Source organism: Rhodococcus sp. UNC363MFTsu5.1, assembly GCF_000686785.1.
GTDB lineage: Bacteria > Actinomycetota > Actinomycetes > Mycobacteriales > Mycobacteriaceae > Rhodococcus_G > Rhodococcus_G maanshanensis.
Genome location: NZ_JMLO01000013.1, coordinates 91,412 through 105,874 on the forward strand (window position 1 = coordinate 91,412; position 14,463 = coordinate 105,874).

General features: G+C 69.1%; 15 protein-coding genes. 7 read left to right on the forward strand and 8 right to left on the reverse strand.

Annotation, left to right across the window (positions count from 1 at the left end):
* Positions 1-87: 87 nt before the first annotated feature.
* Complete coding sequence (locus tag BR31_RS0112965) at positions 88-420, reverse strand: hypothetical protein (RefSeq protein WP_027501342.1); 333 nt, start codon at positions 418-420, stop codon at positions 88-90.
* A 218-nt stretch (positions 421-638) separates the two neighbouring features.
* Here BR31_RS0112965 and BR31_RS0112970 point away from each other — a divergent pair, with 218 nt between their 5' ends.
* A complete protein-coding gene (locus tag BR31_RS0112970; RefSeq protein WP_027501343.1) occupies positions 639-977 on the forward strand; it encodes an RNA polymerase-binding protein RbpA in 339 nt (112 codons plus the stop codon).
* A gap of 121 nt (positions 978-1,098) precedes the next feature.
* Here the strand turns inward: BR31_RS0112970 and BR31_RS0112975 are convergent, their stop codons facing one another.
* Genes BR31_RS0112975 through BR31_RS0112990 form a run of 4 tightly spaced genes read right to left on the reverse strand, consistent with a single transcriptional unit; the run spans position 1,099 to position 5,710 of the window.
* A complete protein-coding gene (locus tag BR31_RS0112975; protein WP_027501344.1) occupies positions 1,099-1,875 on the reverse strand; it encodes a polyprenol monophosphomannose synthase in 777 nt (258 codons plus the stop codon).
* Positions 1,876-1,929: 54 nt separating this feature from the next.
* On the reverse strand, positions 1,930-3,555 hold the full coding sequence (lnt, locus tag BR31_RS0112980; protein WP_037176516.1) for an apolipoprotein N-acyltransferase: 1,626 nt from the start codon (positions 3,553-3,555) through the stop codon (positions 1,930-1,932).
* Entirely contained in the window at positions 3,545-5,125 is a 1,581-nt protein-coding gene (locus BR31_RS0112985; protein WP_027501346.1) for an amidohydrolase, read from the reverse strand. Before BR31_RS0112985 ends, lnt begins: the two co-directional genes overlap by 11 nt.
* Positions 5,126-5,131: 6 nt before the next feature.
* Positions 5,132-5,710: an FxsA family protein gene (locus BR31_RS0112990; RefSeq protein ID WP_027501347.1), complete on the reverse strand. Its 579-nt coding sequence runs from the start codon at positions 5,708-5,710 to the stop codon at positions 5,132-5,134.
* Positions 5,711-5,881: 171 nt separating this feature from the next.
* Between BR31_RS0112990 and BR31_RS0112995 the strand changes: the two genes are divergently transcribed.
* Positions 5,882-6,565, forward strand: a complete 684-nt coding sequence (locus tag BR31_RS0112995) for a hypothetical protein (protein ID WP_231496472.1) — start codon at positions 5,882-5,884, stop codon at positions 6,563-6,565.
* Between the two features lie 9 nt (positions 6,566-6,574).
* On the opposite strand, the gene BR31_RS0113000 is transcribed toward BR31_RS0112995, so the two are convergent.
* Positions 6,575-7,234, reverse strand: coding sequence for a response regulator (locus tag BR31_RS0113000; RefSeq protein WP_027501349.1), 660 nt, complete (start codon positions 7,232-7,234; stop codon positions 6,575-6,577).
* Between the two features lie 112 nt (positions 7,235-7,346).
* Between BR31_RS0113000 and BR31_RS0113005 the strand changes: the two genes are divergently transcribed.
* Positions 7,347-8,054: a cutinase family protein gene (locus BR31_RS0113005; RefSeq protein WP_037176518.1), complete on the forward strand. Its 708-nt coding sequence runs from the start codon at positions 7,347-7,349 to the stop codon at positions 8,052-8,054.
* A gap of 13 nt (positions 8,055-8,067) precedes the next feature.
* Here BR31_RS0113005 and BR31_RS0113010 read toward each other — a convergent pair whose 3' ends face one another.
* Positions 8,068-8,925: an SGNH/GDSL hydrolase family protein gene (locus BR31_RS0113010; RefSeq protein ID WP_027501351.1), complete on the reverse strand. Its 858-nt coding sequence runs from the start codon at positions 8,923-8,925 to the stop codon at positions 8,068-8,070.
* Between the two features lie 154 nt (positions 8,926-9,079).
* Positions 9,080-10,237 carry a sensor histidine kinase gene (locus tag BR31_RS0113015; RefSeq protein ID WP_027501352.1) on the reverse strand — a complete coding sequence of 386 codons (1,158 nt, stop codon included), beginning with the start codon at positions 10,235-10,237 and terminating at the stop codon, positions 9,080-9,082.
* Between the two features lie 54 nt (positions 10,238-10,291).
* On the opposite strand from BR31_RS0113015, the gene BR31_RS0113020 reads away from it, so the two are divergent.
* Genes BR31_RS0113020 through BR31_RS0113035 form a run of 4 tightly spaced genes read left to right on the forward strand, consistent with a single transcriptional unit; the run spans position 10,292 to position 14,384 of the window.
* Positions 10,292-11,059, forward strand: a complete 768-nt coding sequence (locus BR31_RS0113020; RefSeq protein ID WP_027501353.1) for a TSUP family transporter — start codon at positions 10,292-10,294, stop codon at positions 11,057-11,059.
* Positions 11,060-11,119: 60 nt separating this feature from the next.
* Positions 11,120-12,649, forward strand: coding sequence for a TldD/PmbA family protein (locus BR31_RS0113025; RefSeq protein ID WP_027501354.1), 1,530 nt, complete (start codon positions 11,120-11,122; stop codon positions 12,647-12,649).
* Positions 12,646-14,010, forward strand: a complete 1,365-nt coding sequence (locus BR31_RS0113030) for a metallopeptidase TldD-related protein (protein ID WP_027501355.1) — start codon at positions 12,646-12,648, stop codon at positions 14,008-14,010. The genes BR31_RS0113025 and BR31_RS0113030 overlap by 4 nt, the downstream gene beginning before the upstream one ends.
* Entirely contained in the window at positions 14,010-14,384 is a 375-nt protein-coding gene (locus tag BR31_RS0113035; RefSeq protein WP_037176520.1) for a YchJ family protein, read from the forward strand. Before BR31_RS0113030 ends, BR31_RS0113035 begins: the two co-directional genes overlap by 1 nt.
* Positions 14,385-14,463 lie beyond the last annotated feature (79 nt).

Below are 14,463 nucleotides of genomic sequence, written 5' to 3' on the forward strand. Positions count from 1 at the left end.
AGTATCGGCCGCGGACTGCTATTGTCGTCCGTTTCGACCTTTGGTTCCATGTCCTGCGCATTCGCGCGTAATGGCCCCTCATCCGGCTCAGCGGAAGCGCTCGGCCTCTCGCGCGAGCCGGACCAGCCGGGCGCACAACGACGCCAGCTCGGACTGCTCCGCGCCCTCTGAGACGGCGGTCTCGACATCCTCCGCGGCGCAGCGGGCCTCGAACATCCGATCCACGAGCGCGGCCGCCTCGTCGGCGGTCAGGACGACGGCGTCGGCGGGAATGGAGGTGCCCTTGACCGCGCTGCGCTGTTCGTATGCGCGCTGGCGACAGGACTGGCGACAGTAGCGGCGGCGCCGCCCGATGCCGACGTCGGCGACCTCGCGTCCACACCACACGCACGAGTCGAGTCTGCGAGAGGGGCCTGCCACGGTCAGTCACCTTACTGCGCCTGCCGGCGACGCCGTGCCGACCGACGACGCTGTGCGGTCGGAGGTTCGCAAACCGGTAAGATGGGGCGGTTGCGTCTGTGCGACGCCCGGGAACCATTCCAGCGTCCGTGGCGTTGAAGATGAGTGAATGCCTGCTGATCGGTGTATTGCTGCCGATCCAGCGCGCTCGCGTGCCGACCTAGGGAGAGGACACCACCATGGCAGATCGCGTACTTCGAGGAAGCCGACTCGGAGCGGTGAGCTATGAGACCGATCGCGACCACGACCTGGCACCCCGCCGTATGGCCCGGTACCGCTGCGACAACGGCGAAGAGTTCGACGTCCCCTTCTCCGACGATGCCGAGATCCCCGGCACCTGGCTGTGCAAGAACGGCCTGGAGGGCAGCCTCCTCGAGGGCACCGCGCCGGAGGCCAAGAAGGTCAAGCCTCCGCGTACCCACTGGGACATGCTGCTCGAGCGCCGTTCCGTCGAGGAGCTCGAGGAGCTGCTCAAGGAGCGTCTGGACCTGCTGAAGACCAAGCGACGCGGAGCGTAGCGGAGCCGGCGCCTGAGACACCGCGACGCGGAGCCTAGTCGGCGCCGGGCCTCGCCCGAACGCATCAACGCCGCCCCCGGGGAAATCCCCGGGGGCGGCGTTGTCGTATCCGATGCCCTGCTTACTTCCCGAACAGTGCCTTCGCCTTGTTCCAGCGGTTGCGCATGCCCCAGACGGTGACCTTGAGCAACGCCTCCTGCACGATGTTGCCGTCCATCTTGGACTCGCCGAACTCGCGCTCGGTGAACGTGATCGGCACCTCCACCATGGTGAACCCGTGCTGGATCGCACGCCAGGCGAGGTCGACCTGGAAGCAGTAGCCGTGCGACTCGACGGCGTCGAGGTCGAGCGCCACGAGCACCTCGCGCCGGTAGGCACGGAAGCCGCCGGTGATGTCCTTGATCTTCACGCCGAGCGCGAGCCGGGAGTAGATGTTGCCGCCGCGGGAGAGGAACTCGCGTCGCTTGGGCCAGTTCACCACGGAGCCACCGGGGACGTAGCGCGAGCCCGCGACGACGTCGGCGCCCGCGTCGATCTGGTCGAGCAGCCGGTGCAGCTGCTCAGGGGCGTGGCTGCCGTCCGCGTCCATCTCCACGATGACGCGGTAGTCACGCTCGAGGCCCCATTTGAAACCTGCGATGTATGCGGCTCCGAGGCCGTTCTTCTCGGTGCGGTGCATGACGTGGATCCGGCCGGCGGCGTCCTGCTCGGCCAGCTTGTCGGCCAGGTCGCCGGTGCCGTCCGGGCTGCCGTCGTCCGCCACGAGCACATGCGTGTTCGGGAGCGCGGCGTGCAGGCGGCCGATGATCAGGCCGATGTTCTCCCGCTCGTTGTACGTCGGAATGATCACCAAGGTGTGCGCGCTCGGTGTGTCCCCGCCTGGCGTACCCGCTGCCATCTTGATCCTCCCTGCCAGCCGAGGCTGGTTTCCTTCGTGATGCGTCTGCCGCCGTCAGTTGATCGGTCCGGCCGACCGCCGCCGCCGCACGAGTGCGACGACGAGGGCCAATGCGGCACCGACACAGAGAACGATCTCCGGAATCGGGCCGAGTCGAGTAGCCAGCGTAGTGGAGGCCCGAAGTGGAACCTCCGCGACAAGCGCCGCAGGCACGAAAAGTGACGAAGATTCCTGTACGGATCCATCGGGGGCGACGATCGCGCTGACGCCGGATGTGGCGGCCACCACAACGACCCGACCGTGTTCGACGGCCCGCACGCGCGACATCGCGAGCTGCTGATACGTCATCTCGGTGTCCCCGAAGGTCGCGTTGTTGGTCGGCACCGCGATCAACTGGGCGCCCGCCCTGACCGCCTGGCTGAGCGCTCGGTCGAACGCGACCTCGTAACAGGTCGCCACGCCGACCGGGATCCCGGCGGCGGTCACCACTCCGTTGCCGTTGCCGGGAACGAAGTTGCCCGCCTGGTCCGCATACGACGAGAAGTGCCGGAAGAAGCTGCGGTAGGGCAGGTACTCGCCGAACGGCTGGATGATCTTCTTGTCGTGGCGGTCCTGTGGCCCGTTGTCGCCGTCCCAGACGATGACGGAGTTCGTGGTGGTTCGGTCGCCGTTCACCAGGACGGCGCCGACGAGAATCGGAGCGCCGACGGCACGCGAGGCGGCCTCGATCGCGGCGGCCGCGTCGGCATTGCGCAACGGATCGATGTCCGAGGCGTTCTCCGGCCAGATCACCAGGTCGGGCTGTGGCTGCGTGCCCGCCCGCACGTCCCCCGCGAGCGCGAGGGTCTCCCGGACGTGATTGTCGAGGACCGCGCGACGTTGGGCGTTGAACTCGAGTCCGAGCCGGGGCACGCTGCCCTGGATCGCGGCCACGACGATCCGCCGATCGCCCGCCGCGTCGTCCACGGATTCCATGCCGGGAACGGTGGGCCACAGCGCCGCGGCGAGCACCGGCATGGCGAGCACGAATGCGCCTGCTGTGAGTAGGTGCCGGACCGGGAGACGGCGGGCGATCGCCACCGTCAGTGCCGCGATCCCGGTGCCGGTCAGCGCGACGGCGAATCCGAGCAGCGGAGCGCCTCCGACCGCGGCGAGCGAGAGCAGCCAGCCGTCGGCCTGTCCGAACGCCAGCCGTCCCCACGGGAAGCCGCCGAACGGGACGCTCGACCGCAGCCATTCCGTCAACGTCCACGCGCACGCGATCCACAGCGGTGCCAGTGGCAGACGGACGAGGATGACGGCGAGGATGCCGAACAGCCCGAAGAACACTGCCTCCGCGGCGGCAAGGGCGAGCCAGGGCGCCGGACCGACGTACTCCCCCACCCAGGGCAGCAGCGGCAGCAGGAAACCGAGCCCGGCGAGGAATCCGTACCCGAACGCTCCCCTCCAGCGCAGCGGCAGCCGGTCCTCGGCGGTCCCGGCGCGATCACCCGCGCCGAACCGCGTCAGCACCAGCACGAGCAGCGCGACGGCGAAGGGGGCGAGGAACCACAGCGGTCGCGGCGGGAAGCTCACGAACAGCAGCGCACCGGACCCGAACGCCAGGGCGCAGTCGCGGAGCGTCGACAATCGGGGCTTGCGGGATCGGGTCTGGGTCGAGGTGGTCACCTCAACGCTCATAGATGATCTCCCCGCGGTGCACGGTTCGCAGGCACACCGGGCTCGGGGACTCGGGATCGAGGTGCGGCAGCGCGGGCACCCGGGACCGTGGATCGGTCGACCAGCGCTGGACGGAGTCCTTGGCCGCGGTGACCACCAGTTCACCGGCCTCCCAGACGGCGTACGAGGCGGGCGCACCCGGGACCAGCGTGCCCGCCAGTCCGTCGCGGACACCACCGGCCCGCCAGGCCCCGCGGGTGGCGGCGGAGAAGGCGGCACGCGGCGAGACGCCGCTGCCCTCGGTGCGATGGTTGACCGCGGCCCTGAGCATCGCCCACGGCTCGACGGGCGTGACCGGTGCGTCGGATCCGAAGGCCAGGGACACACCCGCCGCCGCCATCGCGGCGAACGGGTTGAGGGTCGCCGCGCGATCCCGCCCGAGGGCCTGGGCATAGAGACCGTGGTCGCCGCCCCAGAGCTCGTCGAAGACCGGCTGGACGCTGGCGACCACGCCGAGTCCGCCGAGGGTCGCCGCCTGCTCGGCGGTGATCATCTCGACGTGCTCGAGACGGTGACCGCACGCCGCGACCGCGGGGCCACCGAGCTCGCCTGCCACGCGCTCGAACGCCTCGACCACGGCCTCGACCGAGGCGTCACCGATCACGTGGAAGCCGGCCTGGATGCGGGCCTCGGTGCAGGCGCGCAGGTGCGCCACGATCGTGTCGACGTCGAGGTAGGCATTTCCTGTATCGGGGCGGTCGGCGTACGGCTCGTGCAACCAGGCCGTGCGGGATCCGATCGCGCCGTCGACGAAGAGGTCGCCACCGAGGCCGGCCGCTCCGGTCTCGGCGAGGAGCGCCTTCGCCTCCGCCGCGGTCTTCACCGGCTGTCCCCAGTAGGCGCGCACCTCGACCCCGTGCGGGTGTGCGAGCAGTTCGCGCAGGTCTTCGCGGCCGGAGATGTCGGGGCCTGCGCATTCGTGCACCGCGACGATCCCGTTGGCTGCGGCGCTGTCGAGCGCAGCGGTCCTGGACCGCGCGCGCTGGGTCGTGGTGAGCAGCTCCCTGGCGGCCGCGCGGACCCGGTGGTGATCCTCCGCGGTGACCGGGGCCTCGGCGTCGTCGACGCCGCCCGCACGCCGCAGCAGCGACGAGGCCGCGGCGGAGTGGACGTCGATCCGGGCCAGGTACACCATCCGGCCCGGTGCGGCGGCGTCGAGTTCGGTGGTGGTCGGGGCGCCCGGGTCGTCGGTCCAGGTGGTCTCGTCCCAGCCGTGTCCCCAGATCACCGCGTCATCCTGCTCCTCGGCGTACCGGCGAACCAGGTCGAGGCACTCGCGCCGGGATCGGGCGCCGGTCAGGTCGAGGCCGGTGAGCATCAGTCCGAGGGCCGTCACGTGGACGTGGGTGTCCACGAAGGCCGGTGTCACGAACGCTCCGTCGAGCTCGATGATCTCCGCGTCGGGATGGAGCGCGCGCCCGGGGCGGTCCTCGCCGACCCACACCACGGTGCCATCGGTCACGGCCATCGATGTCGCATCAGGTGCGGCGGGGCTGTAGATGCGACCGCCGACCAACAATTGGGTACCCACGGGGGTTCAGTCTGCCCGCCGTGGACCTGGCGCCGTGCCACCGGGATCCGGAATGATGATCTCCCCCTCGATCGCCAGCGGTTCACCGGTGCCCGAGGGTGAGGTGGGGGTCTCGGTCGCGTACGTGACGTCCTCGACGATGGTGTCCTCGACGATGACGCCGTCCACCACCGTGCGGCGTCGGGTGCGCGAGTACACGTCGGCGCCGACCCCGCCTGCCGCGGTCACCATGCCGAGGCGTCGACCGCCGAGGATCAAGACGAGTGGCCGGAGCACCCAGCGGGTCGGTGGGATCAGCAGGAGCAGTCCGAGCGCGGAGGTGACGAGGCCGGGGATCACCAGCAGGACCGTGCCCGCGGCGACCACCGCCCCGTCCGCGACGGCGCCGCTCGCCGACCCGGTGCCGCGGCCTGCGCGCCGGAACCCCTCGATCACCTTGCGGCCCTGCGAGCGGACCAGGACCAGGCCGACCATCCAGCCGAGCAGGAACAGCGCAATCGTCCACAGCACACCGATGGCGCTGCCCACCCAGATCACCGCAGCGACCTCGATGACGACGTAGAGCACGAACAACGCCGGAATCATCGGCCTGCCTTTCCTCGGTCCCCTGTCGGGCCCTCTGCCCGATCAACGTGCGGAGGCCCGGAAATTCTCCCGGGTTTCCGGTGTAAACCAGAACCCTCTGGTTGACGTGGATGCAAACCTCTAGTCGAGGTCAACCCAAACCCTCTAGTTGACATTTAGACATTCCGCGTGATGCAGTTCACATCGGTCGGGTTCCTGTCCGTCGAGTTCACGTACCAGCCGAGGAGCAACATGCGTCTCCCCCTGATCCTTCGCAGGATGTCCGTGGCCGTGGCCTCCGCCGCGGCCCTCGCCCTCACCGTTGCCGGGCAGGCGGGCGCATCCCCCACGGCCGTGCAGCCGCCCGGCTCGGCGCCCGCCGCCCTGCTTGCGGAGTCCGGTATGCAGTCGCCCGAGGCGTTGGCGGTGCTCCAGAAGATTCTCGGCGCGGCGGCGCTCGGCCCTCTCGGCCTCCCCGAGTTCGGCGTGACCACACCGCAGGACTTCATGTATCCCGCACCGACTCTCGGCTGTGGGGTCGGCGAGACCCCGGTGACCGTCACGGTCGCCTCCGCGCAGGCCGGACCCAACTTCCCCCTACCGCCCTTCATCGAGCGCGGTCAGTTGCGATTCCAGGCGCTGCCCGCCCACGTCGACTTCCCGAAGCAGTCCGGGCTCAGCCTGATCTGGTTCAACACGACCACCTTCAAGGGCGGCATGGAGCCCTTGAACGACGTCCTGCTCGGAGTGCCGACGATGTCGAAGACCGTGGCGACCGGCGCAGGGACCGTCCTCGCGGCGCTCTACGGGGATGTCACCTACCAGTCGGGGAAGACCTGCTTCGCTTTGCCGACGGTGGGTACCTTCACGGCCTGAACCGGGGGCCTACGAGCCGGGCGTGACCAGCCCGGTCTCGTAGGCCAGCACCACCGCCTGCACGCGGTCGCGGAGGCCGAGCTTGGTCAGGATCTTGCCGACGTGGGTCTTGATGGTGGCCTCGGAGAGATACAGCTGTTGCGCGATCTCCGCGTTCGACAGCCCTGTCGCGAGGTGGCGGAGCACCTCGAGCTCGCGTTCCGTCAGGTCGTCGAGGATCTCGGGCGTCCGCGTCGGGGCGGGGTCGTCACCGATGAACCGGGACAACAGCCGCCGGGTCACCTTGGGTGAGACCACCGCGTCACCCGCCGCAACGCTCCTGATCGCCGAGACCAGGTCCTCGGGCGGGGTGTCCTTGAGCAGGAATCCGCTCGCTCCCGCCCGCAGCGCGCCGAGGGCGTGCTCGTCCAGGTCGAAGGTCGTTATCACCAATACCTTGCTGGAGCAGCCGGATTCGACGATCTGCGTGGTGGCCGTCACGCCGTCGACGATCGGCATCCGCACGTCCATGAGCACCACGTCGGGCTCGAGATCGCGCGTGGCGTTCACCGCGGCGGCCCCGTCCCCCGCCTCCCCGAGCACCACGATGTCCTCGTGTGCCTCGAGCACCATCTTCAGGCCCATGCGCATCAGCTCTTGATCGTCGACGAGCAACACGGTGATGGACATGGCGCCACCCTATATCCGAGCTGTCGCCACCGGTTGAGTGGGAATTCCCGATTGCGAGCGCGACGGCATCGGCCACTGTTACTTGGTCGGCAGATCGTCGTAGTGTTGGTCCATGGGGACATGCACGTCCGCTCGAGTCGTGTGCACCGCGATGGCGATGTTTGCGGCGTCGCTCAGCGTGTCCCTCGAACCGCCGACCGCATCCGCCCAGCCGTGCCCCGACGTCGAGGTGATGTTCGCCCGGGGTACGGACGAACAGAGTGGCGTCGGAGCCACAGGGCTCTCGTTCATCGAATCGCTCCGCGTGGTCACGGGCGCGCGGACGATCGGGGAGTATGCCGTCAATTACCGCGCCGGCAGCAATTTCGACGACCGACGGGCGTTCGCCCACACCTTCGTCGAAGGAGTGCGGGACATGCATTCTCGGATCCAGTTCGTGGCGGCTCGCTGCGCAGGCACGAGGATCGTGGTCGGAGGTTACTCACAAGGGGCGGCCGTCGCCGGATTCGTCACCGAAGCCGGAGATCCCGCCGGATTGCCCAGTGACCTGGCGCTACCAGGACCGTTGTCGCCGGATGTGGCCGGCCACGTTGCCGCGGTCGTCTTCTTCGGAAAGCCGTCGGACCGGTTCATGCGCGACGCGGGAAATCCGCCGATCGTCGTCGGGCCGCTCTTGGCTCCCAAGACCATCGATGTGTGTGCGGCCGGCGACAACATCTGCGACGGCTCCCCTCTCGGCCGCCCCAACATCTTTCACGCGTTGTATCCCGTGAACGGGACGACCTTCGGGGCCGCACAGGTCGTCGCCGGTCGCCTCTAGGTCTGCGCGTCGCTCAGCCGATGGCCTTCAGCATCTCGGCCGCGATGGCACGCTCGCCCTCCGCGTTCGGGTGCACCGGGACCGGCTGCGTCGCAAAGAGCATGGGCTCGATCCACCGCTCCCCGACCGGCTTGCAGCCGTCGCGTCCCTCGGACACCTGGGACATGTCCACGAACGTCGCGCCCGTCTCCTTGGCCGCGCGCCGGACGGTGTCGTTGAGCTTGGCCTGGAGCGCCCGGAGGTACGGGACATCGCCCGCGGCGACGGGCATCTGCGGGTAGCAGCTACCGCTTGCGGGCAGCAGCCACGGGTAGCCGGCGATGAAAATGCGGGCCTGCGGGGACCTGTCGTGAATGTCGCTGAGCGCCTTCACCAGCGCCGGATACGTCTGGGTTTCGATCGGTTCGGCGAGCTTCGCCCCGTGCTGCGCCTGGCACGGCGTCTGGGCAACCGGATTGGAGACCATTGCCCCGATGCACGCCGCCATGGCGCCGGCGAAGGTGTTGTTGTTGTTGCCGCCGATCATCAACGTGACGAGTTCTGTCGTCGGTGTCAGCGCATCGAGTTGGGCGCGCGTCCCGTCGAACTGCGGAGCGTAGAAGTCCTGCGTCTTCGCGCCGCCGCAACTGACATCGGTCAGGCGGTAGCCGAGTTGCTGCGCGATGCGGTGGGAGAAGTTCTGCTCGGACTGCATGCATTTCGCGACCTGTGTGGCGGCGACCGGGAACACGCCGGATCCGGCGCTGAAACTGTCGCCGAGGTTCACGTACTCCAGTGGCTGCGATGGGGCTGCGGCCGCGGGCGATGCGAAACCCACGGTGGCGGCGAGCGCGCTCGCGGCCAGGAGCCAACGTCTAACCCCGGTTGTCACGAACAATTCGGATCCCCCTGGTCGTCTGGTAGGTCCACCCCCACTTGTGACGACGGAAGTGATCCAGGTCTCTCGGTACCGCTGAGTAAGGTAGACGCATGTTCAGGTGCATGGCAACCCCCTGTTCACCGGACCGCCAACGCAGGCCGCGCGCCTAATCCTCCGGGTGCAGAGGCAATTCCGCCCGAACCCGCCAACTCCCGTCCGGCTCCCGGCCGGTCTCGAGGTTGCCCTGGAGGACAGCCACCCTCTCCCGCATCCCCACCAGCCCGTTTCCCGATCCCTGGGTGAACTGACTCGACCCCCGACCGTTGTCCGTGATCTCCACCAGCACGTCCTCGTCGCGCCGCCGCACCCGGACCCGGGCCCGTGGCGATGTGCCCGCGTGCCTGAGCACGTTCGTCAGCGACTCCTGCACGACGCGGTGGATGCCGAGGCTGAGCGCGGGCCTGATGTCGTCGAGTTCCCCGGTCATCTCGAGCTCGACGCGCAGGCCCGCGTTGCGCATCATGTCGACGACCTTCGCGACTCCGGCCGTCCCGTGCTGTGGCATCTCTGCGGGGGTCTGTTCGGTGCGCAGCAGCGCCACCGTCCTGCGCAGCTCGGCGAGCGCCTGCCTGCCGGTGCTCGCGATGTTGCCCAGTGCACGCTCGGCGCCGTCCGGGTTGCGCCGGACGGCATACGAGGCGCCGTCCGCCTGCACCACCATCACGCTCACCGCGTGTGCGACGACATCGTGCAGCTCGCGCGCGATGCGTGTCCGCTCCCCCGCGACCGCCTCCTCCGCCCTTCGATCCCGGTCGTATTCGGCGACGGCCAGTCGCGCTGCGACCTCCTCGTCGTACAGCCGTCGCGCACCGAGGAACTCGGCGGTGATCCAGGACAGCGCGTAGAACAGCGTGATGAATGCAGCGGTGGTCCCGATGTCCTGGTGCAGGAGCCAGATCGCCAGGGCGGAATCGACCGCGAGCCCGACGACGTAGAAGGCCGCGGGTTTCCTACCCACGTAGGCGACGAGCGTGTAGAGCATCACGGCAAGGCCGAGCTGGCCCGGATGGGTGACGGTGTCGTCACCGATCCAGCTGCTGATCACGGTGGTCGTGATCGAGAGACCGAGAATGGTGGCCGCGGCCAGAACGGGATGCCGACGCCGAAAGGCGATCGGTACACACAGCACCAGGCCCAGCACTACGAACAGCCACGGGGCCTCGCTGTTCGGTGCCGACAGGCCCTCGAGCACGAACAGGATCGTGGCGAGCATGGAGTCGGCGACGAACGGCTTTCCCCGTAGCCACAGGCTGAACCTCCGCATGTTCACAGCCTAGGAGTTGCGGGCCGCGCCGGGTCCTGTGATTGGGTCTGAGCCATGGCATGGTTCGACTGGGGCGTGTTGATGGTCGCGGCAACCGCGGCCGGCTGGGTCGACGCGGTTGTCGGCGGGGGCGGCCTGATCCTGCTCCCCGCGATCCTCATCACCATGCCCCAGCTGAGCCCGCAGATGGCGTTGGCGACAAACAAGCTGACCGCCGTGAACGGCACCGCCGCCGCGGTGTTCACCTTCAGCCGGAAGGTCGCCATGCAGTGGCGGCTGATGGTCCCGGCCGCCGTGCTGGCCGCGGTGTTCGCCGGGCTGGGGGCGGCAGCCGTGTCGCTGATCGACAAGGCGCTGTTCATCCCGATCATCATGGTGCTGCTCGTCGCGGTCGCGGTGTTCGTCACGATGCGACCCACGCTGGGCACCACCCTCATCCATCACCAGCCCAGCCGGCTGCGGGTGTGGACCACGGTGCTCGTCGCCGGCGGCGCGATCGGGTTCTACGACGGACTGTTCGGCCCGGGCACTGGCACATTCCTGATCATCACGTTCGCGGTGATGCTGGGGACGGAGTTCGTGCGCAGCGCCGCGATGGCCAAGGTGATCAATCTCGGTTCCAATATCGGCGCCCTCGCCTTCTTCGCGGCGAGCGGGAACGTGTGGTGGACCCTTGGCCTCGCGATGGCGGCGTGCAATGTGGTCGGTGCGGTGCTCGGCGCGCGGATGGCCCTTGCCAAGGGCGCGGGTTTCATTCGGATCGTGCTCCTTGTGGTGGTCGTGGTGATGGTCATCCGGTTGGGCTGGCAGCAGTTCGCCTGAGCGGAGCCTGCGGAGCGAGCATCGAGCAGAGTTGCGGCGGACATCGGTAGCGTGTGACCCGTGACCGCCACCCGCGACGTCGACCCCGACTTTCTCGCCCTTCCGCTGCGCGCCCTCGCGGACGCCGCGCTGTCCACGGCCCGGGCCGCGGGCGCCACCCACGCCGATCTGCGGGTGCACCGCCTGCTGACCCAGTCGATCCGACTACGGGACGGCGCCGTGCAGTCCGCGGTCGACGGCGCGGAGCTCGGCGTGGCGGTGCGCGTCGTGGTCGACGGGACCTGGGGGTTCGCCTCGCATGCGGAGCTGACCCCCGACGCCACGGCCCGCACCGCCGCGCAGGCGGTCGAGGTGGCCAGGGCGCTGCGGGAGCTGAACCGGGAGCGGGTGGAGTTGGCCCCGGAGCCCGTTTACCCCGATGCGGTCTGGGTTTCCGGCTACGAGGTCGACCCGTTCGAGGTCCCGACGGCCGAGAAGATCGAGCTGCTCACCGATTACTCGTCCCGGCTGTCGTCCGCCGACGGAGTAGACCACGTCACGGCGAGCGTGATGCAGGTCAAGGAACAGACCTTCTATGCGGACCTGGCGGGGTCGAGCATCACCCAGCAGCGGGTCCGCCTGCATCCCCAGTTGGAGGCGACCGCCGTCGACCAGTCGGCCGGCAGCTTCGAGACCATGCGCACCCTCGCACCCCCGGTCGGCCGCGGGTGGGAGTACCTGGGCGACGTGGTCGGCCCTGCTTCCTGGGACTGGGCAACGGAACTCGCGCGGCTCCCGGAGTGGCTGGCCGAGAAGGTCAAGGCCCCGTCGGTGACGGCGGGCCCGACGGACCTGGTCATCGACCCGACCAACCTGTGGCTGACCATTCACGAATCCATCGGCCACGCAACCGAGTACGACCGCGCCATCGGCTATGAGGCGGCCTATGCCGGTACCTCGTTCGCGACCCCGGACCAGCTCGGCACGCTGCGATACGGGACCGAGATCATGCATGTGACCGCCGACCGGACCGAGGACCATGGGCTCGCCAGCATCGGGTACGACGACGACGGCGTCGGTTCGCAGCGCTGGGACCTGGTGCGCGGCGGCACTCTCGTCGGCTACCAGCTCGACCGGGTGTTCGCGCCGCGCCTCGGCCTCGAGCGTTCCAACGGATGCTCCTATGCGGACTCCCCCCACCACGTTCCGATCCAGCGGATGGCGAACGTGTCGCTGCAGCCGGATCCCGAGCACGACACCTCCACCGAGGAACTGATAAGCCGGGTCGAGGACGGGATCTACGTGGTCGGCGACAAGAGCTGGTCGATAGACATGCAGCGGTACAACTTCCAGTTCACCGGTCAGAGGTTCTTCCGGATCCGGAACGGCGTCCTCGACGGACAGCTCAGGGACGTGGCGTACCAGGCCACCACGACCGACTTCTGGGGTTCGATGGAGGCCCTCGGTGGCGCCTCCACCTGGCAGCTGGGTGGCGCATTCAACTGCGGGAAGGCCCAACCGGGTCAGGTGGCGGCCGTCAGCCACGGTTGTCCCTCCGCGCTCTTTCGCGGGGTGAACGTGCTCAACACGCAGGTGGAGGGTGGGCGATGATCCAGGCGCAGGAGTTGATCGAGCGGGCCCTCGCGCTGCGCACGGTGGACGAGTCGATGGTGCTGGTCACCGATGCCAGCGAGGCCTCGCTGCGTTGGGCGGGCAATTCCATGACCACGAACGGCGTGTCGACCTCGCGGAACTGGACCGTCATCTCGATCGTCCGCGACGCCGAGGGTGCGCACGTGGGCACGGTGAGCTCCAGCACCGTTGACCCACAGCAGATCCCGGACGTCGTGCGGGCAAGCGAGGAGGCGGCGCGGACCGCCCCGCCCGCCGAGGACGCGATGGACCTCATCCCGGGTTCGGACGTCACCGATCCCGGCTGGTCCGAGGCGGCGGCGTCGACCGGTATCGATGTGTTCGGCCGATTGGCGGGTGACCTCGCCGACGGGTTCGACGGCGCCGACCGGCTGTACGGGTTTGCGCACCATCAACTCCACAGCACCTGGCTGGGCACCTCAACGGGGGTGCGCAGGCGTTTCACCCAGCCGACCGGCTCGGTGGAGATCAACGGCAAGCGCGGTGACGCCAGCGCATGGGTGGGAGCCGGCACCGCCGACTTCGCGGACGTCTCGGTGCCGAGCCTGCTCGCGCAGCTGGCAACCAGGCTGGACTGGGCGAAGCGCACCGTCGACCTGCCCGCGGGCCGCTACGAGACCTTGCTGCCACCCTCCGCGGTGGCCGACCTGATGATCTACCTGATGTGGACGATGGAAGGCCGCGGCGCGGAAGAAGGGCACACCGCGCTGTCGAAGGCAGGCGGCACCCGGGTCGGTGAGCGGCTCACCGACTTCCCGCTGACCCTGCGCTCGGACCCCGTGGCGCCGGGGCTCGAGTACACGCCCTTCGTGGCGACGACGACCTCGAGCGACTCACTGTCCCTCTTCGACAACGGCATGGGCGTGGATCGGGTCGACTGGGTCCGCGACGGAACCGTCAACGCACTCGCCTATCCCCGCCACGCCGCGCGGGAGTTCGGTGCCTCGGTGGCCGTGCCAGGCGACAACCTGTTGCTCACCGGTGCCGGTGCGGCGACCATCGACCAGATGGTCGCCAGGACCGAGCGCGGGCTGCTGCTGACCACGCTCTGGTACATCCGTGAGGTGGATCCGGCCACGCTGCTGCTGACCGGCCTCACCAGGGACGGGGTGTACCTGGTCGAGGACGGGGAGGTCACCGGCGCCGTCAACAACTTCCGTTTCAACGAGAGCCCGCTCGATCTGCTGCGGCGGGTTTCGGAGGTGGGGGCAACCGAGACCACGCTCCCGCGTGAGTGGAAGGACTGGTTCACCCGCACCGCGATGCCTCCGCTGCGGATCCCGGACTTCCACATGTCGTCCGTGAGCCAGGCGCAGTGATGACCCGCTGCCCCTGCCTGAGCGGTGAGGCCTACGAGCGGTGCTGTGGGCGGTTCCACTCCGGTGCCGCGGAGGCCCCGACCGCGGAGCAGCTGATGCGGTCCAGGTACAGCGCGTTCGCGGTCGGCGACGCCGACTACCTTCGGCAGACCTGGCACCCGAGTACCCGACCGGACCGGCTGACGCTGGACCCCGATCAGCGCTGGACGCGGCTCGACATTCTCGGTCACACGGGCGGCGGTCTGTTCGAGAACGAGGGCACGGTCGAGTTCGAGGCGCACTACGTGCACTCCGGACAGCGGGATTCGCTGCGCGAGCACAGCCGGTTCGTGCGTGAGGACGGCCGCTGGCTGTACCTGGACGCCCTCGACTGAGGGTCGCCGCGGGGATTCGCCCGCGCGCCATCGAGGGCGTCGAGGAGTAACGTCCGGCACAGGCGGGAAACCGCGGTGC